Origin of the sequence: Myxococcus sp. MISCRS1 (genome assembly GCF_026626605.1) — a bacterium.
GTDB classification, from domain to species: Bacteria; Myxococcota; Myxococcia; order Myxococcales; family Myxococcaceae; genus Myxococcus; species Myxococcus fulvus.
Map to the genome: position 1 here is coordinate 7,592,245 of NZ_JAPNKB010000001.1, position 20,935 is coordinate 7,613,179.

A 20,935-nucleotide genomic window follows, 5' to 3' on the forward strand; every position below is an offset into this window, starting at 1 on the left:
TAGGTAGACGAGCACCATGAAGAGCGTGTCCAAGACCGAGGAAATCTTCTTTCTTTCCGGCAAGCGCACCCCGTTCGGCACCTATGGCGGCAGCCTGAAGGACCTGAGCGCCACCGACCTGGCCGTGGAGTCCGCGAAGGCCGCTTTCGCCCAGTCGAAGGTGTCCCCGGAGCTGGTGCAGCACGTCGTGTACGGCAACGTGGTGCAGACGAGCGCGGATGCCATCTACCTGCCCCGCCACGTGGGCCTGAAGACGGGCGTGCCCGTCCCCGTGCCGGCCCTGGGGGTCAACCGCCTGTGCGGCTCCGGCTTCCAGGCGTTCGTCACCGCGGCGGAGCTGATGCTCACCGAGCAGGCGAGCTGCGTGCTGGCCGGCGGCACCGAGTCCATGAGCCAGGCGCCCCACGTCATCCGCGGCGCGCGCTGGGGCCTGCCGCTGGGCAAGGGCAGCCTGGAGGACATGCTGTGGACGGCGCTGACGGACAGCTACACCGGCCAGCCCATGGCGCTCACCGCCGAGCAGCTCGCGGTGGACTACGCGCTCACCCAGGACCAGGTGGACGAGTACGCGGTGCTCACGCAGAAGCGCTTCGCCGCCGCGCAGGAGGCGGGCCGCTTCCAGGATGAAATCGCGCCCATCACCCTCAAGGGGAAGAAGGGCGACGTCGTCGTCTCCAAGGACGAGCACAACCGCCCGGAGACCACGGTGGAGGGCCTGCGCAAGCTGCCCAAGGTCTTCAAGAAGGACGGCGTGGTGCACGCGGGCGCGGCCAGCGGCATCTGCGACGGCGCCGGCAGCATGGTGATGGCGACGGGCAGCTTCGTGCAGAAGCACGGCCTGAAGCCCATCGCCCGGCTGGTGAACTGGGGCGTGTCCGGGTGTGACCCGAAGGTGATGGGCATCGGCCCGGCGCCCGCCATCCGCCAATTGCTGGAGCGCGCGCAGGCGAAGCTCTCCGATGTGGACCTGTTCGAGGTGAACGAGGCCTTCGCGCCCCAGTACCTGGCGGTGGAGAAGGAGCTGGGGCTGCCGCGCGAGCAGACCAACGTCAACGGCGGCGCCATCGCGGTGGGCCACCCGCTGGGCGCGTCCGGCGCGCGCATCACCACGACGCTCGTCTATGAGCTCAAGCGTCGCGGTGGACGCTATGGTATCGGCTCCGCCTGCATCGGGGGCGGTCAGGGCATCGCCGTGTTGGTCGAGGCGCTCTGATGCCCGAACACGACTTCCAACCGGGACGCGAGATGACGAACGAGGTGGATGCGAAGACGGCCCGCGAGCGGGCCAAGGCCATCGCCGAGCAGCGTCGGGCGGAGCGCCGCAACCGCAAGCGCAAGTGCGTCGTGTGCGGCGTGGAGGAGAGCGACAAGACGCCCCTCACCGCCCACCCGGAGGGCATCGGCCCGGCCTGCAAGGACGAGGTCTCCTGCCAGAACCGTCGGGCCGCCGCCTCGCGCCCGTGACCCGACACAGGGCCTGGCGGGGCGTCCACCCGCGCGAGGCCCTCGCCCGCAGCGCCGCCACCCGTTGTCGACTGCGTGACGGTGGGAGCCCTGGCGCCACGCGGGGTCGGGGTGGGGCCGCCAGGACCGCTCAAGGCCGGTAAATCGGGCCCGTTTCTTGATAGCGGAATCGTCTCGGGGTAAACGTCCAGAATCTCAGCTTGAGACGAGGGTCGGAATGGGCGTTACGAGCTTCACGGGAGTCAAGGTGTTCTCCACCACGCTCGCGCGTGATCGCGAGAACATGGGTGAGAACATCACCAAGTGGCTCAAGGAGAATCTGGTCAACATCGAGGTGGTGGACAAGGTGGTGACCCAGTCCTCGGACAAGGAGTTCCACTGTCTGACCATCACGATTTTCTACCGCGCGAAGACGGCCTGATTCGGCGGTTCTCGACGCTGGACGTCGACGTACGAGGGCGCTCTCCCGGGACCGGGTGGGGCGCCCTTCGTCGTTTGGGGTTGCGAAGCCGGCGGGGTTCCACCACCTTTGGTCGACTTGTCGAGCCCGTAGTGGAGGAATGAATGCGACCGATGCGCAGCTTCGGCGGCCGGGGTGGCGGTGGTGGGGTCCCCGGCCTGGAGACCACGGCGTCCAAGCTGGCGGTGGGCCTGGTGGCGGGCTCCGTGCTCTTCCTGGTGCTGCGCTACCAGGGCGCGGGCAACAGCCTGCTCCTGCTGCTGTCGCCCAATACCGTCTTCGGCAACCTCTTCCTCTGGCAGCCCTTCACCTACGCCTTCATCGAGAGCGAGCCGTTCAGCATCCTCTTCGGCGCGCTGCTCTTGTGGTCCATCGGCGGGTGGCTGGAGAGCTACTGGGGCTCGAAGCGGCTGTTGATGGTGGCGGTGGGCTGCACGGCGCTCGCCGGCTTCGTGCTGGGCGTGGTGGGGCTCTTCATGCCGCTGCCGGCGGGCTACCAGGGCGGCTGGGTGATGGGCTCGGTGCTGTGGGTCGCCTACGGCCTGGTCATCGGCAAGGGGCAGACGAACTTCTGGGGCATCCCCCTGTCGGGCAACGCGTTCGCCGGCATCGGCGCGGGCTTCGTGGTGCTGCGCGTGCTGACGGCGGGCTTCTTGAGCCAGCTGCCGCACGTCGTCGCGCTGCTGCTGGTGTTCGCCTACGTCAAGGGCGCCAGCCCCAAGCGGTTCATGCTGCAGCTGCAGCACTGGCGGCTGCAGCGACAGCTGAAGGACCGCTCCAAGCACCTGCACGTGGTGGGCAGGAACAAGGACAAGCCGGACCGCGACCAGTACCTGAACTGAGCCGAAGGGCTCAGTGGGCCGCCTCCGGGTGGCCGTACTGCTTGAGCTTGCGGTAGAGCGTGGCCACGCCGATGTCGAGCTGCTCGGCGGTGCGCGCCCGGTTGCCCGCGTTCTGCGCCAGCACCGCGAGGATGTACTCCTTCTCCATGTCCTCGAGCCTGCGCGGGTTGCCGCTGGGCATGAGGCTGGGCGGCGCGGCGCGGACCTCCTCCGGCAGGTCCTCGCGCTCCACGCGGCTGCCCTCGCACAGGGCCACCGCGCGCTCCAGGGCGTTGCCCAGCTCGCGCACGTTGCCGGGCCACTCGTAGCGCAGGAGCTGGTCGGCCGCGTCCGGTGACAGGCCCGACACCTTGCGGCCCAGCCGCTCCGCGGCCTCGGCGAGCAGCAGCCGGGCCAGGGGCAGGATGTCCTCGCGCCGCTCGCGCAAGGGGGGGATGCGCAGCTCGATGACGCGCAGGCGGTAGTAGAGGTCCTGGCGGAAGCGACCGGACTTCACCTCCTCGCTCAGGTCGCGGTTGGTGGCGGCCACCACGCGCACGTCCACCTTGCGGCTGGTGTTCTCTCCCACGCGCCGCACCTCCTTCTCCTGCAGCGCGCGCAAGAGCTTGGCCTGCATGGAGGCCGGCACCTCGCCCACTTCATCCAGGAAGAGGGTGCCGCCGTGCGCGGCCTCGAAGAGGCCCGGCCTGTCGTGGGTCGCGCCGGTGAAGGCGCCCTTCACGTGGCCGAACAGCTCGCTCTCCAGGAGGCTCTCGGTGACGGCCGCGCAGTTGACGGCCACGAAGGCCTTGTGCGCGCGCGTGGACTCGTCGTGGATGAGGCGGGCGATTCTCTCCTTGCCCACGCCGCTCTCGCCGGTGACGAGCACCGTGGAGTCCACCTTCGCCGCGCGGCGGCCCAGGTTGATGACCCGCTGCATGGCCTCCGCGCGCGCCACCATGCCGGCCGGGTCTTCCGTCACGCCCACGCGCGCGAGCGACTGGCGCTTGGCGCGCAGCTTGCGCTCCGCCTGCTTCAGCGCGTCCGTCACCTGCGCGAGCACGCCCTCCATGCACTGCGTCTCGTAGAAGCGCAGCACCTCCTTGCACTCGGTGGTCCACTCCTCCGAGGGGCGGCCGACGATGTGGCACGCCGCGTCCCCCTGGCCCACGCAGCGCAGCTCCGTGCAGTAGATTTCCCGGCCGTTGACGTAGCTCATGTACCCGGACGCGAAGCCGGTGAGGCTCCAGCACACCGGGTGGTCCGCGCGGCCCAGGTGCAACAGGTGCTGCTCGGCCTCGTACGAGTCGCGCCACTGCGCCTCGGCGAAGGGCTCCGGGCCCTCCTCGGGCTTGCGCTCCATCCGCTCCACCCGCACCTGGCCCTGCAGCGTGTGCAGCCGCCCGCCCGCGCGGCGCCACAGGGACTCATCCGTCCAGGGCACCGCCCCCTTCATCGCCTCCGCCGTGCGCCAGCCGTGCGCGTAGCCCAGCCGCGTGAAGATGCCCCGCGCGGCCGTCATGCCCATCAGGTTCACCAGCTCCTTGCGGAGCAGTCCCAGCGCCACCGGGTCCATGAGCAGCACCCGCTGCCCCGCGAAGTGGATGAGCCCGCCCCCCGGTTCGAAGGACAAGAGCTCGCCCAGCCCCAGCTCGAATTGACCCGCCACGGTGTCCCGCTCCTTCCAAAGTGATGCCTCTCTCTATCGTTTTGAGATGTTTCCTGCACGACAGGTTGTGGGGTGGGAGTCATTTCAGGGGGTTGGAATCCCGGGGACGTTGGTCCTGGGGTTGCAGTAGAAGGCGCCATCATGGGAGGCGGCTTGGACAGGCGAGGAGTGCTGCAGGGCATGGCGGCGGCCGGGGTGGCGGGCGCCCTGGGCACGGGCTCCGCGAGCGGGCAGGCGAAGGCCCCCGCGCTCTTCGTCTCCCATGGCTCGCCGATGGTGGCGCTGGACACGGACGCGTACCCGCGGGCGCTCAAGAGCTTCGGTGAGGGCGTGTCCACGGCGAAGGCGCTCGTCGTCGTCTCCGCGCACTGGGAGACGCCCGGCGAGGTGCGCGTCACCGCCAGCGAGCGGCCGCCGCTCGTCTATGACTTCCACGGTTTTCCGAGCGCGCTGTACCAGCTTCGCTACGCGGCGCCGGGCGCGCCCGCGCTGGCCACGGACGTGGTGGGCCGGCTGAAGTCCGCGGGCCTCGAGGCCGTCGCGGACGGCGAGCGCGGGTTGGACCATGGCGCGTGGATACCGCTGCTCCACACGTTTCCACGCGCGACGTTGCCGGTGGTGCAGGTGTCGATGCCGCTGGGCGCGCGCGCGGCGGACATCGCGAGGATGGGCGAGGTGCTGCGGCCGCTGCGTGAAGAAGGCGTGCTGCTGATGGGCAGTGGTGGCATCGTCCACAACCTGCGCCGGGTGAATTTCCGAGAGAAGGATGCGTCCCCGGAGCCGTGGGCGCAGTCGTTCGACACGTGGGTCGCGAACAAGTTGGAGGCGCGCGACTTCACGGGGCTTCAATCATGGTTGGATGCACCGAATGCGACGCTCGCGCATCCAAGGGCCGAGCATTTGTTGCCGCTGTACTTCGTCCTCGGAGCCGCCCTCCCCGAAGACCGCATCACCCCCGTGTTCGAGGGCTTCCATCACGGAACCTTGTCCATGCGCAGCTTCGCGCTGCGCGCCTGAACCCGCAGTTCATCATTCGAGGAGCACACCCCTATGAAGACGACCCTGAAGAGCGCGATTGCCCTGCTGGTGGCCCTGCCGTCCCTCGCCTTTGCCGCCACGTGGGACGTGGACCCGGCCCACTCCAGCGCGGGCTTCACCGTGAAGCACATGATGGTGTCGAACGTGACGGGCTCGTTCAACATCAAGCAGGGCGCGGTGAACCTGGACGACAAGGACATCACCAAGTCCACCGTGGAGGCCACGCTCGACGCGGCGACGGTGAACACGGGCAACGCCAAGCGTGACGAGCACCTGAAGGCGCCGGACTTCTTCGACACGGCGAAGTACCCCACCATCACCTTCAAGTCGACGAAGGTGGAGAAGGCGGGCGAGGGCAAGCTGAAGGTCACCGGCAACCTGACCATGCACGGCGTCACCAAGCCGGTCGTCCTGGACGTCACGGGCCCGTCGAAGGAGTCGAAGGACCCCTGGGGCAACACCCGCACGGGCGTGTCCGCCACGACGAAGCTGAACCGCAAGGACTTCGGCCTGACCTACAACACGGCGCTGGAGACGGGCGGCGTGGCGGTGGGTGAGGAAGTCACCGTGAACCTGGACCTGTCCCTGACGAAGAAGGCGGACGCCGCCGCCCCCGCGAAGAAGTAGTCCGCGGGTCGCTCGACAGCGACTGAAGTGAATGAAGGGCCTCCACGGTGTGGGGGCCCTTCTTGGTTTCGTGCGTGGGCGCTTCGTGTCGGCGCGCGCGTGGAAATGAAAGAGGGGCCGCCACGGTGGTGGGGCCCCTCGGGTGTGGCTTTCGTGGAGGGCTTCAGCCCTCGGCGACGGCCTGCACGCTGGCGCGGTAGATGAAGATGCGCGCGGTGTTGGTGCGCTGGTCGGCGGGGACGACGAAGAAGCCCGGGGTGGTGCTCTTGAAGTCCTGGGAGAAGCCCGCGACCTGGCGGCCGTCGTTGAAGGTGACGCGAATCTTCTGGCCCTCGGCCTGGGGCTGACGCGCGCCAGCGGGGAGCATGAAGAAGATGGCCTTCACGCGCTTGCCGGGAATCTGCTCCGGGGCGAAGCCGCTCTGCTGCTCCAGGGAGATGACCTCGTCGAGCAGGTCCGCGTCGCGGATGGTGCCGCGCTTCACCTGGCCTTCCACGGTGTGGATGATGACGCGGTGTTCGCCCTCGATGAACGAGGTGATGGAGTCGGCGTGCAGGGGCACGGCGGCGGCGAAGAGCGGCTCCCTCACGGCGGCGAGCGGCTGCGGGCTCGCGGCCAGGGAGGGCGTGGCTCGCGCGGGAGGCGCGGGGTAGGGCGAGCGCAGGGCCGCGCTCATCGCCGCGGCGGCCACGGCGGTGGCGGGCGTCGGCGTGGGCTCGGGGGCCTCTTCCACCAGCTCGATTTCGGCGAGCTCCTGCTCTTGTTCCTGCTCGAGCTCGACGGGGACCTCCTCCTCGATGGAGGCGGAGAGGTCCGTCGCGGGGGCGCCGAACGCGTGGCCGTTCTGGGCCTGCCATGAAGAGGCGGGCGCGGCGGGCTGCTCCTCGGCCCAGGAGACCTCCTCGGCCTGGATGGGCTCGGCCGGGAGCTGCTCGGTGGCGGAGAGCTCGACCATCGGCTCCACGTCGACCGGGGCCTCGCTCCACTCGGCCTGCGCGTTGGACGGCTCCTCGGTGGCGGTGTTGTTCCAGGTCGACGAGTCCTGGGCGGAGGACCACTCGGACTGGACGGCGTCGGCCGGGAGCTCTTCGGTGGTGGACCACTCGGGCTGAGCCGTGTGGGGCGCGTCGGTCGAGGACCACTCGGCCTGGACGGCGTCGGCAGGGAGCTCTTCGGTGGCGGACCACTCGGGCTGAGCCGTGGGGGGCTCGGTCGAAGCAGTGGGCTCTTCAGAGAGGACGGCGTCGGCGGGGAGCTCTTCGGTGGCAGCCCATTCAGGCTGAGCGGTGGGGGGCTCTGCGGCCGACGCGGACCAATCGGTCTGCACGGCGTCCGCCGCAATCTCCGGCGTCGCGGACCACTGGGACTGTTCGGAGGGGGCCGCCGTGGCGTTGGCGGACCACTCGGCCTGGACGGCGTCCGCGGGAAGCTCTTCCGTCGTGGAGGCCCACTCCGGTTGCGCGGCAGTTGACGAGGCAGACCAGTTGGTCTGCACAGCATCTGGGGCAATCTCCGGCGTGGAAGCCCACTCGGGCTGCGCCGCGTCCACGGGAATCTCTTCGGTGGCGGACCAGTGGGGCTGAGCGGCAGGAGCCTCCGTCGAGGCTGCGGACCAATCGGACTGCACGGCGTCCGCAGGGAGCTCTTCCGTGGCGGACCACTCGGGCTGCACCGCATCCGCGGGAAGCTCTTCGGCGGCGGCCCACTCGGGCTGCGCGGCAGGCGCCTCCGTCGAGGATGCGGACCAATCGGTCTGCACGGCGTCCGCGGGAAGCTCTTCTGTCGCCGCCCACTCGGGCTGCGCGGCGGGAGTTTCCGCGGAGGTCTCGGACCAATCGGACTGCACGGCATCCGCGGGAAGCTCTTCGGTGGCGGCCCATTCGGGCTGCGCGGCGGTCGACGAGGCAGACCAGTCGGTCTGCACCGCGTCTGGAGCAAGCTCCGACGTGGCCGCCCACTCGGGCTGCGCGGCTGGAGTCTCCGCAGAGGTCGCGGACCAGTCAGTCTGCACCGCATCCGCGGGAAGCTCTTCGGCGGCAGCCCACTCGGGCTGAGCGGCGGGAGTCTCCGTCGAGGTGGCGGACCACTCGGCTTGCACGGCATCCGCGGGAAGCTCTTCCGTGGCGGCCCATTCAGGCTGCGCCGCAGGGGGCTCCGCCGTGGACGAATACCACTCGGCCTGCACCGCGTCCGCGGGAAGCTCTTCCGCGGCAGACCAGTCAGTCTGCGCGGCAGGCGTCTCCGTTGATGACGCAGTCCACTCCGTCTGAACGGCGTCCGGGGCAATCTCCGGCGTGGTCGCCCACTCGGGCTGCGCGGCAATTACATCTGTCGAGGAGGATGACTCTGCCTGCACGGCGTCCGGGGCAATTTCCGGCGTCGCCGCCCACTCGGGCTGCGGAGCGCTCGCCTCTGTCGCGGACCACTCGGCCTGCACGGCGTCGGCAGGAAGCTCTTCCGTGGCGGCCCACTCGGGCTGGGCGGCGGGCGTCTCCGTCGAGGTGGCGGCCCACTCGGCTTGCACAGCATCGGCGGGAAGCTCTTCCGTGGTGGCCCACTCGGACTGCGCGGTAGGCGTCTCCGTCGAGGACGAAGACCATTCGGCCTGCACCGCATCCGCAGGGAGTTCTTCGGCGGCGGCCCAGTCGGGCTGGGCGGCGGGCGTCTCTGTCGACGTGGCGGACCACTCGGACTGCACGGCGTCGGCGGGAAGCTCTTCCGTGGCGGCCCACTCGGGCTGGGCGGCGGGCGTCTCCGTCGAGGTGGCGGCCCACTCGGCTTGCACCGCATCGGCGGAAGCTCTTCCGTGGCGGACCACTCGGCCTGCACGGCGTCGGCGGGAAGTCCTTCGGCGGCGGCCCACTCGGGCTGAGCGGCAGGTGCCTCCGTCGTGGACGAAGACCACTCGGACTGCACGGCGTCGGCGGGAAGCTCTTCGGTAGCAGCCCACTCCGGCTGAGCGGTAGGTGCCTCCGTCGTGGACGAAGACCACTCGGACTGCACGGCGTCGGCGGGAAGCTCTTCCGTGGCGGCCCACTCGGGCTGCGCGGCGGGAGTCTCCGTCGTGGACGAGGACCACTCGGCCTGCACCGCGTCGGCGGGAAGCTCTTCCGTGGTGGCCCACTCGGGCTGAGCGGCAGGCGTCTCCGTCGACGTGGCAGACCACTCGGCCTGCACCGCGTCGACGGGAAGCTCTTCCGTAGCGGCCCACTCGGGCTGCGCGGCGGGAGTCTCCGTCGACGTGGCAGACCACTCAGCCTGCACGGCATCGGCGGGAAGCTCTTCCGTAGCGGCCCACTCGGGCTGCGCAGCGGGCGTCTCCGTCGACGTGGCGGACCACTCGGACTGCACGGCGTCGGCGGGAAGCTCTTCCGTGGCGGCCCACTCGGGCTGCGCGGCAGGCGTCTCCGTCGACGTGGCGGCCCACTCGGCTTGCACCGCATCGGCGGGAAGCTCTTCCGTGGCGGCCCACTCGGGCTGAGCGGCGGGAGTCTCCGTCGAGGACGAGGACCACTCGGCCTGCACCGCGTCGGCGGGAAGCTCTTCCGTAGCGGCCCACTCGGGCTGCGCGGCGGAAGTCTCCGTCGACGTGGCAGACCACTCAGCCTGCACGGCATCGGCGGGAAGCTCTTCCGTGGCGGCCCACTCGGGCTGCGCGGCAGGCGTCTCCGTCGATGAGGCAGACCCGTCGGTCTGCACCGCGTCCGGAGCAATCTCCGGCGTGGCCGCCCACTCAGCCTGCGTATCAGGCGTCTGCGCGGAGGACGCAGACCACTCCGACTGCACGGTGTCCGCGGGAAGCTCCTCGGCCGCCATCCATTCGGGCTGCGCTCCAGGCGACTCCGTCACGGGCGCGGACTCATCCGTCTGCACGGCGTCAGCAGGAAGCTCTTCCGTGGCGGCCCACTCGGACTGCGCGGCGGTGTTCTCCGACGTGTCGTGTGCCTGCTCCGTCTCGGACGCGCTCCACGCGGCCGAGGTCGCGTCCGCCGCGGCGTCGGTCGCCGGGGCCTCTGCTCCCGCCTCACCCGTCGACCACTCCGATGACGTGGTCGCCGCGAGTTCGCCCGCCGAGGCGCCTTCGCTCGTCGCGCTCCACTCGGGCTGTGCCTCGGACGTCGACCACTCGGTCGATGCGGCCTCCGCCGTCTGGTTTCCCGTCGCGTCCCAGGTGGGCTGCGCGGCCTCGGCGTTGGCCGAAGCCCATTCCGGCTGCAGCTCGATGACCTCCGAGCCCTGCGCCGCCGCGCTCCACTCCGCGGAACCACCCTCGGCCGGCGCCTCGCCGGAGGACCACTCCGCGCCGCCCGTCGTCTGTGACGCCATGCCCGCGCTGCTGGCCAGCGGCTCCAGCTCGCTCGACTGCGTGCTCCAGTCCTCCTCCGCGCCGCCGTAGGCCGGAAGGTCCAGGCTGCGCTCCGCTGATGCGGTGAACTGCCCGGGCTCCAGGAAGTCTCCCGCGGTCGCGAGGGGAACGGCCTCCTCGGGGCTGCCGCTCAGGTCGAACGCATCCTGCGACGCGGGCGCGGCCTCCGTGTCGACCTCGATGGTGTCCGCCTGGAGGTCGGGCCCCACCTGCACGGAGCGAAGCTCCAACGAGGGAACCGTGCTCGAGCTGAAGGGCAGCGGCGTCGTCGAGACCGCCTCCGCTCCAACCTCCGCGACGTCGAACGTGGGCGACTCGCCCGCGGATGCGCCGTCCTCGCCCGAGGTCGCCTGCGTGGCCGTGGAGGCCATCCACACCTCGGCGTCCGTCGCCTCCTGCGTGGGCTCAGGCTGCGTCGAGGCAGCCGTGTCACCCGTGGACGCGGACACCTCGCTGACGTCGGAGGCGTCGAGCGAGATCTCCTCGGCCGTGCCCGCATCGACGTCCCCAGCCGAGAGCTCCACGGTGGAGGACGACGCGTCGCTCACCTCCGAGGCCTCGAGCACCAACTCCTCCGCCACATCACCCGCGTCGAGCGCGATGGGCTCGGCGGACTCCATGGCGCCGACATCGATGATGTCGTTCGCGTCGGCGACCTCCGTCGGCGAGGACTCGAGTGGATCCACCGCCAGCGGAGCCGAGGCCCACGCCTCGTCCACGGGGGCCGACGAGAGGTCCTCCGCGAGCACCGGCTCGCTCTCCGCCGAGGCATCGAGCAGCTCGACCTCGGACGAGGGAACCTCCACATCGGAGGACTCGAGCGAGGTCTCCTCGACGGGCTGCGCCTCCAGCACCGGCGTCTCGGCGACGTCCGGCGTCGTCTCGACCTCCAGGGAGAGGTCAGCGAAGGACGACTCGAGCGAAGACTCGGGCGCCTGCGCGGCGGCCGCGGGCTCCTCCGCGCCACCCAGCGCGCTGAAGTCATCCTCGGCGCTCGTCGGAACCTCCACGGGCGTCGCCGCCTCGGACGCCGACGCGACCTCCGCCTCGGAGACCTCCAGCACGTCCTCGAAAGAGGTGGCGTCAGAGGCGGGCGCGCTGACCTCGGGCGTCGCGGCGGGCGCCATCCACGGCGCGGGCTCGCTCAGCGCCGGGATGTCGATGTCGTCCGAGCTGAGGTGCAGGTTCTCCGGCTCGGCGGCGGGCTGCGGCGCGTAGGCGCTCGGGTCCTGCCCTGCCCAGCCCTGCTGCTGCGCATAGGCCTGGTTCGGATCGTACCCCTGCTGCGCATACGCCTGGTTCGGATCATACCCCTGCTGCTGCGCGTAGGCCTGGTTCGGGTCGTAGCCCTGCTGCGCATAGGCCTGGTTCGGGTCGTAGCCCTGCTGCGCGTAGGCCTGGTTCGGGTCGTAGCCCTGCTGCGGGTAGCCCGCGTAGGCCTGGTTCGGATCGTACGGCTGCTGGGCGTAGGCCTGGTTCGGGTCGTACCCCTGCTGGGCGTAGGCCTGGTTGGGGTCGTAGCCGGCGGGGTAGGCGTACCACTGGCCATCGGCGCCGTAGTAGCCCTGGGCCTGGTTGGGGTCGTAGCCGGCGGGGTAGGCGTACCACTGGCCGTCGGCGCCGTAGTAGCCCTGGGCCTGCTGGGCATAGGCCTGGTTGGGGTCGTAGCCGGCGGGGTAGGCGTACCACTGGCCATCGGCGCCGTAGTAGCCCTGGGGCGCGGCCTCCGGCTGCTGCCACGCGGAGGCGTCGGCGGGCGCATCCTGGATGCCGAGGAGCCCACGCAGCTCACCCCAGCGAGCCTCCTCCACGGGAGACAGGCTTCCCAGCTTTCGCTTCTCGTCGAGGAAGCGAAACTCTCTCATTGCCGCGCGCGTGTCCGACATCCGTCACCTTGCTGCGGACGGCGGACTGCCCGGTTACCGTCGCAGCGCAAATGGGGGGGCTGCGAGTGTAGGTGACTCCCGGGGAGGGGTAAACCAAATGGACCGAGCTTGCCCGGCCGCTACCTCTTCTGGACCGACTCCTCGACCTCTTTTTCGAGGTCATCCATGGTCATCCCATAGTGGGTCAGTAACGCCTTCTCGAAGGAGGGCTGCCCCCGGCCCCTGCATACGGCTCGGGTGAGGGTCATCAGGCGGTAGGCCCCCTCACGGCGCATCATCTCCTTAACCCCCAGTCCGGAGATGTCGTACGCCATCCCCGCGTTGCCCATCCGGATAGGGGGGATCTTCGTCATCGACCGGAGGCTCATGACGCGAGCGTCCGACGTGGAGAGGAGGGCGTGAATCTGCTCCATCATGTCCGGGGTGGGGCCCGGGATGTCCAGGTACTTCCACTCCACGAACATGGCCACGCCCTCGCTGAACCACATGGGGAGGAAGGCCGTGTCGAGGTCACCACTGCCGCAGATCTCCGCCATGACGGCATGGACGTACTCATGGACGATGGTCGCCTTGTTCTGGCTGTTCAGTTCGGCGGCGTTGTTGATGTGGATGGCGTTGGTCTTGTAGATGCCCGCGACGCTGTTGGCGACCCTGTCACCGAACACGACGCGGAACTCCGCCGACGTGTAGAGGACGACCGTCACGGGCTGCTCACGCGTCTCGCCCAGGACCTTCTGGACGAAGTGGTGCGCCGTATCGAGTATCTCGACGATGCGGCCCTCGTACTCGGCGCGCTGGGCGAAGTCCCGGTCGTTGTTGAAGTAGGTGATGACGTACCGGCTGTTGGCGCGCACGCGCATGCCCAGGGAGTTCACGCCGGACTCGAAGCCGACGCGCGGCGTGCGCACGCTCATCCCTGGCCGCGTCTCCAGGGCCACGACGGTGGAGTCGTCGCCCGCCTGGGCGCTCGCCGGCCGTGTCTCAGCGCCCCGGGAGGGGGAGCCCCCGAGCTTCTTCTCGATGCGCGACGCCTCCGCCCGCGCCGAGTCCTCCTGCAGCGTCTGCTGCCGCGCCTGCTGGAGCAGCTTCTTCGCCTCCGCGGCCTCGCGGCTGCGCGGGGGCACCTTCTCCAGCGCCGCCTGGGCGCCCGCCGAGTCCTGCTCCTCCAGCAGCAGCTTGCCCAACTCCAGCGGGAAGGCGCCGTCCTTGGGGAAGAGCGTCACGCCCTTGACCAGGGTCGCCTCGGCCGCGGCGCGCTGCTCGGTCTTCCGGGCCGCGCTCGCCAGGCAGCGCAGCGCGGGAGCGGACTCCTGGAACACCACGGCGCGCTCGCCCAGCGAGTACGCCATCACCGCGTCGTCCTTCAGCAGGGCCTGGCAACCCTTCACGAGCGCGCCGGACACCCCGGCGCGCTGCTCGGGGGGCACCGCCGTCGCGTCACCGGAGGAGAAGGCCAGGTACAGCTCCTCCCAGGCCTTCTGTCCGGAGAGCTCCTTCGCCTTCTGGGCGGGGGTTTGCGGAGTGGCGGCGACCAGCAGCGCGACGAGCAGGGAACGCATGGGCCCAGTATGGCCGACCCCCTCGGGCCGCGTGCAAGGCCCCCTCCCGTTACTTCCGGGCCACCTGCCAGCCCAGCTCCTCCAGGGCCTGCTCCAGCTCGCGGATGTGAGAGGGGCCCGTGGTCTCCAGCGTCACCTCCACCATGGCCTCGCCCAGCCCCGCCTTGGAGAAGGCGCGCTCGTGGTGCAGGTCCACCACGTTGGCCCTCAGGTCCGCGATGCGCGTCGTCAGCCGCGCGAGCATGCCGGGCCGGTCCGGCAGCCGCACCTCGAGCTGCACCAGGCGGCCCGCCTTCACCAGGCCCCGCTCGATGATGCGGCTGATGACGTTCATGTCGATGTTGCCGCCGCTCAGGATGATGGCGGTGCGCTTGCCCTTCGCCTGGGGCACGTGCCCGTTGAGCACCGCGGCCACGCCCACCGCGCCCGCGCCCTCCACCACGCTCTTCTCCTGCTCGAGCAGCGTGAGGATGGCGGCGGCGATCTCCTCCTCGTCCACCGACACGATGGTGTCCACGTACCTGCGCACCATCTCGAAGGTGAGCTCGCCCACCCGCTTCACCGCGATGCCGTCCGCGATGGTGGTCCCCGCCGCCGGCAGCTCCATCAGCTTCCCCGCCGCGACGGAGGCCTTCATGCTGTCGATGGTGGACGTCTGCACGCCGATGACCTGGATGCCGGGCTTCTTCTCCTTCAGCGCGCAGGCGATGCCGGAGATGAGCCCGCCGCCGCCGATGGGCACCAGCACCACCTCCACGTCCGGCCACTGCTCGAGCAGCTCCAGGCCGATGGTGCCCTGGCCCGCGATGACGTGCGGGTCGTTGAAGGGGTGCACGAAGACCAGCCCCTCGGCCTGCTGGATGCGCAGCGCCTCCGCGTAGGCCTCGTCGTAGTTGGTGCCCTTGAGCACCACGCGCGCGCCGTAGTCGTCGCGCGTGCGAGACACCTTGATGAGCGGCGTGCGCTCCGGCATGACGATGGTGGCCTTCACCCCCAGCCGGCGCGCGTGGTACGCGACGCCCTGCGCGTGGTTGCCGGCGGACGCGGCGATGACGCCCCGCTGGCGCTCCTCCGGCGACAGCGTCAAGAGCTTGTTGAGCGCGCCGCGCTCCTTGAAGGCGCCGGTGCGCTGGAGGTTCTCCAGCTTGAAGTACACCGCGCCGCACTCGGTGCGCTCGGTGAAGTAGTCCGAGGCGGGGCAGGGCGTGGGCCGGATGGCGTCGCGCAGACGCTCCCGCGCGGTGAGGATGTCCTGGAGGGTGACCATGAGCGTGCGCGTCTAGCGGAAGCGCGCCCCGGGCGGAAGGGACAGCCTGCACCGGACCTGGGGCCCCGACGCGTTGCCGCGATGCGGCAGGCTCGCCCGCCCGGGGGACGGACGGGCGCCCGGAGTATCAGATGCCGCGCAGCACGGTGGCCTTGCCCACCCGGCCGATGGCGAGGATGTAGGCCGCCGTCCGCATGGAGACCTTGCGCGAGCGGGCAATCTGCGCCACGCGCTCGTAGGCCTCCTTCATCGTCTTCTCCAGCTCCGCGTTGACGCGGTCCTCTTCCCAGGACAGGTGCTGGAGGTTCTGCACCCACTCGAAGTAGCTCACCGTGACGCCGCCGGAGCTGGCGAGCACGTCCGGCACCACGAAGATGCCGCGCTTCTCGAAGATTTCGTCCGCCTCCGGCTGGGTGGGGCCGTTGGCGCCCTCGATGATGAGCCGCGCGCGGACATGGTTGGCGTTGTCGCGGGTGAGCACGTGGCCCAGCGCGGCGGGGATGAGCACCTCGCAGTCGGCCGCGAGCACCTCCTCGTTGGTGCACGCCGTGCCGCCCGTGAAGCCCGTCACCGTGCCGGTGCGCTTGACGTGCTCGAAGAGCGACGGGATGTCCAGGCCCGCGGGGTTGCGGATGCCGCCCAGCACGTCCGCCACGGCGACCACCACGCCGCCGTCCTCCCACAACAGCTGCGCGGTGTGGCTGCCCACGTTGCCGAAGCCCTGCACCGCGAAGCGCGTGCCCTTCACCGGCAGGCCCAAATCCCTCAGGATTTCACGGCACACGTACAACAGGCCGCGCCCGGTGGCCGCCTCGCGGCCCTTGGAGCCGTAGAGCTCCAGCGGCTTGCCCGTGACGACGGCGGGCGAGTGGCCGTGGTAGCGCGAGTACTGGTCCATGATCCAAGCCATCACCTGGGGGTTGGTGTTGACGTCGGGGGCGGGGATGTCCCGCGTGGGACCGATGACGTCCTGGATCTGGTCGACGAACTTGCGCGTCAGCCGCTCCAGCTCCTTGAGGCTCAGCTGCGACGGGTCGCACGCGATGCCGCCCTTGGCGCCGCCGTAGGGCACGTTCACCACGGCCGTCTTCCACGTCATCAGCGACGCGAGCGACGAGGACTCGTCCTGGTTCAGCGCGGGGTGGTAGCGCAGGCCGCCCTTCATGGGGCCGCGGCTGTTGTCGTGCTGGATGCGGTAGCCGAGGAAGGTGCGAATCTCCCCGGAGTCCATCTCGATGGAGACCTGGACCTTCACCTCGCGCAGGGGCGTGGCGAGCAGCGTTTCGATGGGGGTTCCCACGTCCATGATCCGCGCGGCCTTGCGGAAGTAGTAGTTGGTACCCTCGACGGCGCTCATGATTCGCAGGGCTCCTGGTGGCGGTGGACCCGGGTGGGCCCGCACCGCGCGCGAGACCTTAACAGAAGGGGTGCGCTACCATAGGAAACTGCCATGTCACCCGGTCCCCCGGATGCTTCCACGGTGAACGGACACCTGCAGGGCCTGGCCCGACGGATTCGCGCGCTGAGGGAGCGCCGGGGCCTCACCCAGGAGGACTTCGCCGTCCGGTGCGGCATCTCCGTGTCCTTCGCGTCGCTGCTGGAGCGCGGGGAGCGCAGCCCCAGCTACGAGACGCTCCTCCAGGTGGCCTCCGCGCTGGAGATGCCCCTGTGGGAGCTGCTCCGGGTGGAGGACGTGGACGACGCCGGGGGCCACCGGCTGGAGGGCTTCGCGCGCACCCGTCACCTCTCCCGTCCGGACGTGGACCGGCTGCTCGAGGTGGCGGAGGTGATGTTCAGCGGCGGCCCGTCGGCGACGCGGCCCGCGCGGCCCGAGCCCGTCCCGTGCTCGCAAGCGGGCTGCGAGCGGCCCGTGCTGGCCCGGGGCCTGTGCACCGCGCACTACCACCGGGAGCGGCGCAGGAAGGCCGCCGCGTCCGAGGAATCCTGAGAGGAGGGCTGGCGCACGGCCCGCCTGGGACTGACGCGCGGCACGCCTCGCGCGGGGCCCTTGTCCGAGCCCTCCGCGCCCATGGCGTCCGGCATGGCCCGAAAGCCCGCCGGACGCCCATGCGGTGTGACTACTTCTTGCGAGCGCGCTCGACCTTCAGCGTGCGCTCACCGTGCTGCTTGCCGTGCGTCGCCTCGAAGCCCGCGGCGTCCTCGTCCGCGACGAACACGTACGCGTACGTGGGGCGCAGGTCCATGCGCACCACCTTGCCGGCCGGAGCCCCGGCGGCCTCGAGCGCGCTGGTGACGCCCGCCTCGTCCAGGCCGTCCTGCTTGCCCAGGCCCACCCACAGGCGCACCTGGCCCGGCAGGTCCGGCAGCGCCTCGTGACGCGGGCGACGCTCCTCGCGTGAGCCGCGCGGACGGTGCCGTTCAATCTTCAGCACCTTCTCGCCGTGCTGCTTGCCGTTGAGCGCCTCGAAGCCCGCCGCGTCCGCCTCGGCCACGTACGCGTAGCCGTAGGTGGGGCGCAGCAGCGCCTTGAGCACCTTGCCGGCGGGAGCCCCCGCGGCCTCCAGGGCGGCGGGCAGCTTCGCCTCGTCCATCCCGTCGTCCATGCCCAGGTTGGTCCACAGCTTCACCTCGCCGGGGCCCGCGTCCGGAGACGGGGGCGGACGGGTGCCGGGCTCACGCTCGGTGCGCGGCTTGCTCTTCTCCACGCGCAGCGTCTTCGTCCCGTGCTGCTTGCCGTTGAGCGTCTCGAACGCCGCGCTGTCCTCCTCCGCGACGAAGACGTACGCGAACGTGGGCCGCAACTCCGCGCGCACCACCTTCCCCAGGGGCGCGCCCGCGTCCTCCAGCGCCGTGGCGATGCTGCCCGGCCCCAGGCCATCCGCGGTTCCCAGGTTCACCCACAGCTTCGCCTCGCCGGGGCCCGCCTCCAGCGCGGCGGCGCCGCCACGGCCGGAGTCACGCTCCCGCCGGGGCTCGTCGCGGCGCGGACGGCGCTCGCGGTCCGGGTGCTCCGGGCGCGCCATGGGCTTCTCACCGCGCTCGCGACGGTCCTCGCGCTCGCGACGCTCGCCCCGGCCACCGCGCTCCTCGCGGTCCCGACGCCGGCCCTCGCCGCCGCTGGACTTGCGCTCGGGCGCGGGCGCCTGGCGCTCGGACTCCTGCGCCGCCTGCACCTTCTCCATGCGCAGATGGCTGAAGAAGTACTTGAGCAGGAACGCGACCAGGTCATCCGCGTTGGGCCGGTTCTTCAGCTGCGCGGCGAGCGGCAGGAAGCCCTCGAACACCGAGCCGCTGGCGGCCTCTTGAATCTCGCGCACGTGGCGCTCGGTCCACAGGCGCATCGCCTCCTCGGGGGCGGGCATCTCCTGCTTGTCGAACTTGATGCCGTACTTCTTCTCCAGCGCGGTGTAGGTGGCCAGCTCGCGCCCGGAGAAGAGGTTGATGGCCGTGCCCTTGTTGCCGATGCGGCCCGTGCGGCCCACGCGGTGCAGGTAGACGGCCGGGTCCTCGGGCAGCGAGTAGTTGATGACGTACTCCAGCCCGGAGATGTCGATGCCGCGCGCCGCGATGTCCGTGGCGACCATGAAGGCCACCTCGCCGCGCTTCACCTTGCCCATCACCCGCTCGCGCTCCTTCTGCGGCAGGTCTCCGTTGAGCAGCTCCGCGTCGAAGCCGTTGCGGTTGAGCACCGCCGTCACCAGCGCCGTGTCATCCCGCGTGTTGCAGAAGATGATGGCGTTGGGCGGCTCCTCCTTCTCCAGGATGTAGATGAGGTTGCGCGGCTTGGGGAAGGCGTCCGACACGTCGTAGCGGACGTGGTGGATGTGCTCCACGGTGAAGACGTCGCCGGAGAGCAAGAGCGTCTCCGCGTTCGTCGTGTACCGGGCGATGAGGTTCTGGATGTCCGTGGGGACGGTGGCGCTGAAGAGCAGCACCTGGCGCGACTTCGGGAGGCGGTCGAGGATGCGGGTGACCTCCTCGTAGAAGCCCTGGTTCAACATCTCGTCGGCTTCGTCCAGCACCGCGTGGTCGCACCCGTCCAGCTTCAGGTTGCCGCGGTTGATGTGGTCGAACACGCGGCCGGGCGTGCCCACGATGATGGGCGTGCCCTCCTCGAGCGCGTCCTCCTGCTGCTTCATGGAGGCGCCGCCGTAGATGGCCGCCACCTTCACGCCCTTGTACTTGGCCAGGAGCGTCAGCTCCTCCGCCACCTGCAGCGCCAGCTCGCGCGTGGGGCAGAGGATGAGCGCGCGCACGCGCTTCTCATCCGCGGGAATCTTCTCCAGCAGCGGCAGGCCGAACGCGGCCGTCTTCCCCGTGCCCGTCTTGCTGCGGACAATCAGGTCCTTTCCCTCGATGGCGGGCCGGAAGGCGCGCGCCTGGACAGGGGTGGGGTGGGTATAGCCGCGCTCCGCCAGCGCGCGGCGGAGGGGCTCGGACAGATTCATGTCGTCGAAGCCGATGTCCGCGATGTATTCGGCGGGACGCGTCGGGGCTTCGTCAGTGGCCGGGCTGCCCGGCGCGGTGGGCTCTTGGATGTCGCTCATCAAGCAGGGGCATAGCCCCTGCATTACCCTCTGGCAACAATCGCGGCACTTTGGGGTATGGAGAGCCGATGGCGAGTGGAGGGAAGAGAACCAAAGGAACGTCGCCCGGACGCCGGGCGAAGCGGGCGCCCGCGAGCGCCCCCGCCAGGGCGGATACCGTCGACGCCGAGGTCGAGGACACCGGGGTGGAGGCCTCCCCAGACCCGGATTCCCTGGAGCCGGACGAGGCCGAGCTGACCGACGTGGAGCCCGAGGAGGAGGCCGCTCCCCGGCCCGCGCCCGCCCAGGCCCTGGCCCGGGCGAGCGAGTCGGGGCTGTCCAACCGGGACCCGCTGCAGGCCTACATGGCCGAGGTGACGCGCCACCCCCTTTTGACGCGCGAGGAGGAGCTGGCCCTGTCGCGGCACTACCGCGAGACGGGGGACGTCAGGACGGCGTACCGGCTGGTGGCCTCCAACCTGCGGCTGGTGGTGAAGCTGGCCCACGAGTACCACCGCAACCCCCTGTCCCTGCTGGATCTGGTGCAGGAGGGGAACATCGGGCTGATGCAGGCGGTGAAGAAGTACGACCCGGAGCGGGGCGTGAAGCTCTCCAGCTACGCGGCCTGGTGGATACGGGCGTACATCCTCCGCTACATCATGGACAACTGGAAGATGGTGAAGCTGGGGACCACCGAGGCCCAGCGCAAGCTCTTCTTCAAGCTGCGCCAGGAGCAGGAGAAGCTCATCGCCCAGGGCTTCGAGGCGAGCCCCAAGCTGCTGGCGGAGCGGCTCAACGTCTCCGAGCAGGACGTGATGGAGATGGACCAGCGGCTGGGGCACGACGAGGTGTCCATCGACGCGCCGCTGGGTGGGGACGACGAGGGCTCGCGGGCCACGCGCGCGGACCGCTACCTGCCGTCGGGCGCGGTGCCCGCCGACGAGCGGCTGGGCGCCGAGCAGCTCAAGGCCCTGTTCCGCGAGAAGCTCGCCGAGTTCTCCCGGACGCTGGAGGGCAAGGAGCGCTTCATCTTCGAGAACCGCCTCACCTCCGACGAGCCCCTGACGCTGCAGGACATCGGCGACAAGTACGGCGTCAGCCGCGAGCGCGCCCGTCAGATTGAGGCCGCCCTGATTGCGCGGATGCGGGAGTTCATGCGCGAACACATCCCGGACTTCGACCTGGTGGCCACGCCCAAGAGCTGACGGACCGGCCCGGGCGGGGGGCTGCCCGGTGGAGAGGTGGGGGCGTTATGCTGGGCGCCCCCGTCTCCGCGGGTCGGAGGTTGCTC

At 70.4% G+C, this 20,935-nt stretch carries 15 protein-coding genes; 8 read left to right on the forward strand and 7 right to left on the reverse strand.

What is annotated here, in order from left to right; translation table 11 throughout:
• Positions 1 to 16 precede the first annotated feature (16 nt).
• The 4 genes from OWM54_RS30330 to OWM54_RS30345 all read left to right on the forward strand — a co-directional run bounded on the left by OWM54_RS30330 (position 17) and on the right by OWM54_RS30345 (position 2,766).
• Complete coding sequence (locus OWM54_RS30330) at positions 17 to 1,213, forward strand: acetyl-CoA C-acetyltransferase (protein ID WP_223748541.1); 1,197 nt, start codon at positions 17 to 19, stop codon at positions 1,211 to 1,213.
• Positions 1,214 to 1,245: 32 nt separating this feature from the next.
• Complete coding sequence (locus OWM54_RS30335; RefSeq protein ID WP_141323581.1) at positions 1,246 to 1,464, forward strand: hypothetical protein; 219 nt, start codon at positions 1,246 to 1,248, stop codon at positions 1,462 to 1,464.
• Between the two features lie 217 nt (positions 1,465 to 1,681).
• A complete protein-coding gene (locus OWM54_RS30340) occupies positions 1,682 to 1,885 on the forward strand; it encodes a hypothetical protein (protein ID WP_046715756.1) in 204 nt (67 codons plus the stop codon).
• Between the two features lie 143 nt (positions 1,886 to 2,028).
• Entirely contained in the window at positions 2,029 to 2,766 is a 738-nt protein-coding gene (locus OWM54_RS30345) for a DUF1751 domain-containing protein (RefSeq protein WP_223748542.1), read from the forward strand.
• A gap of 10 nt (positions 2,767 to 2,776) precedes the next feature.
• Here the strand turns inward: OWM54_RS30345 and OWM54_RS30350 are convergent, their stop codons facing one another.
• Positions 2,777 to 4,414 (reverse strand): sigma-54-dependent Fis family transcriptional regulator, encoded by a 1,638-nt coding sequence (locus OWM54_RS30350; RefSeq protein ID WP_141323539.1) that lies wholly within the window; start codon positions 4,412 to 4,414, stop codon positions 2,777 to 2,779.
• Positions 4,415 to 4,555: 141 nt separating this feature from the next.
• Between OWM54_RS30350 and OWM54_RS30355 the strand changes: the two genes are divergently transcribed.
• Both OWM54_RS30355 and OWM54_RS30360 read left to right on the forward strand, forming a co-directional pair.
• Complete coding sequence (locus tag OWM54_RS30355) at positions 4,556 to 5,431, forward strand: dioxygenase (RefSeq protein ID WP_267699752.1); 876 nt, start codon at positions 4,556 to 4,558, stop codon at positions 5,429 to 5,431.
• Between the two features lie 33 nt (positions 5,432 to 5,464).
• Entirely contained in the window at positions 5,465 to 6,079 is a 615-nt protein-coding gene (locus OWM54_RS30360; protein WP_223748544.1) for a YceI family protein, read from the forward strand.
• Positions 6,080 to 6,242: 163 nt separating this feature from the next.
• On the opposite strand, the gene OWM54_RS30365 is transcribed toward OWM54_RS30360, so the two are convergent.
• The 5 genes from OWM54_RS30365 to OWM54_RS30385 all read right to left on the reverse strand — a co-directional run bounded on the left by OWM54_RS30365 (position 6,243) and on the right by OWM54_RS30385 (position 16,514).
• Complete coding sequence (locus tag OWM54_RS30365; RefSeq protein WP_267699753.1) at positions 6,243 to 8,090, reverse strand: DUF6982 domain-containing protein; 1,848 nt, start codon at positions 8,088 to 8,090, stop codon at positions 6,243 to 6,245.
• Positions 8,091 to 8,401: 311 nt separating this feature from the next.
• A complete protein-coding gene (locus OWM54_RS30370) occupies positions 8,402 to 12,310 on the reverse strand; it encodes a hypothetical protein (RefSeq protein ID WP_267699754.1) in 3,909 nt (1,302 codons plus the stop codon).
• A gap of 140 nt (positions 12,311 to 12,450) precedes the next feature.
• Positions 12,451 to 13,890 (reverse strand): peptidase MA family metallohydrolase, encoded by a 1,440-nt coding sequence (locus tag OWM54_RS30375; protein WP_267699755.1) that lies wholly within the window; start codon positions 13,888 to 13,890, stop codon positions 12,451 to 12,453.
• A 49-nt stretch (positions 13,891 to 13,939) separates the two neighbouring features.
• Positions 13,940 to 15,157 (reverse strand): threonine ammonia-lyase, encoded by a 1,218-nt coding sequence (gene ilvA / locus OWM54_RS30380; RefSeq protein ID WP_223748034.1) that lies wholly within the window; start codon positions 15,155 to 15,157, stop codon positions 13,940 to 13,942.
• Between the two features lie 127 nt (positions 15,158 to 15,284).
• Positions 15,285 to 16,514: a Glu/Leu/Phe/Val family dehydrogenase gene (locus OWM54_RS30385; RefSeq protein WP_223748035.1), complete on the reverse strand. Its 1,230-nt coding sequence runs from the start codon at positions 16,512 to 16,514 to the stop codon at positions 15,285 to 15,287.
• A 93-nt stretch (positions 16,515 to 16,607) separates the two neighbouring features.
• Here OWM54_RS30385 and OWM54_RS30390 point away from each other — a divergent pair, with 93 nt between their 5' ends.
• Entirely contained in the window at positions 16,608 to 17,105 is a 498-nt protein-coding gene (locus tag OWM54_RS30390) for a helix-turn-helix domain-containing protein (protein WP_267699756.1), read from the forward strand.
• 130 nt (positions 17,106 to 17,235) lie between these two features.
• On the opposite strand, the gene OWM54_RS30395 is transcribed toward OWM54_RS30390, so the two are convergent.
• Positions 17,236 to 19,665, reverse strand: coding sequence for a DEAD/DEAH box helicase (locus OWM54_RS30395; RefSeq protein WP_267699757.1), 2,430 nt, complete (start codon positions 19,663 to 19,665; stop codon positions 17,236 to 17,238).
• Positions 19,666 to 19,733: 68 nt separating this feature from the next.
• Between OWM54_RS30395 and OWM54_RS30400 the strand changes: the two genes are divergently transcribed.
• Entirely contained in the window at positions 19,734 to 20,849 is a 1,116-nt protein-coding gene (locus OWM54_RS30400; protein WP_267699758.1) for an RNA polymerase factor sigma-32, read from the forward strand.
• Positions 20,850 to 20,935 lie beyond the last annotated feature (86 nt).

Coding starts and splice junctions, on each gene's coding strand:
- OWM54_RS30340 (WP_046715756.1), top strand. CDS start 1,682: ATGGGCGTTACGAGCTTCACGGGAGTCAAGGTGTTCTCCACCACGCTC.
- OWM54_RS30375 (WP_267699755.1), bottom strand. CDS start 13,890: ATGCGTTCCCTGCTCGTCGCGCTGCTGGTCGCCGCCACTCCGCAAACC.
- OWM54_RS30400 (WP_267699758.1), top strand. CDS start 19,734: ATGGCGAGTGGAGGGAAGAGAACCAAAGGAACGTCGCCCGGACGCCGG.
- ilvA (WP_223748034.1), bottom strand. CDS start 15,157: ATGGTCACCCTCCAGGACATCCTCACCGCGCGGGAGCGTCTGCGCGAC.
- OWM54_RS30395 (WP_267699757.1), bottom strand. CDS start 19,665: ATGAGCGACATCCAAGAGCCCACCGCGCCGGGCAGCCCGGCCACTGAC.
- OWM54_RS30355 (WP_267699752.1), top strand. CDS start 4,556: ATGGGAGGCGGCTTGGACAGGCGAGGAGTGCTGCAGGGCATGGCGGCG.
- OWM54_RS30390 (WP_267699756.1), top strand. CDS start 16,608: ATGTCACCCGGTCCCCCGGATGCTTCCACGGTGAACGGACACCTGCAG.
- OWM54_RS30370 (WP_267699754.1), bottom strand. CDS start 12,310: ATGAGAGAGTTTCGCTTCCTCGACGAGAAGCGAAAGCTGGGAAGCCTG.
- OWM54_RS30345 (WP_223748542.1), top strand. CDS start 2,029: ATGCGACCGATGCGCAGCTTCGGCGGCCGGGGTGGCGGTGGTGGGGTC.
- OWM54_RS30335 (WP_141323581.1), top strand. CDS start 1,246: ATGACGAACGAGGTGGATGCGAAGACGGCCCGCGAGCGGGCCAAGGCC.
- OWM54_RS30330 (WP_223748541.1), top strand. CDS start 17: ATGAAGAGCGTGTCCAAGACCGAGGAAATCTTCTTTCTTTCCGGCAAG.
- OWM54_RS30360 (WP_223748544.1), top strand. CDS start 5,465: ATGAAGACGACCCTGAAGAGCGCGATTGCCCTGCTGGTGGCCCTGCCG.
- OWM54_RS30385 (WP_223748035.1), bottom strand. CDS start 16,514: ATGAGCGCCGTCGAGGGTACCAACTACTACTTCCGCAAGGCCGCGCGG.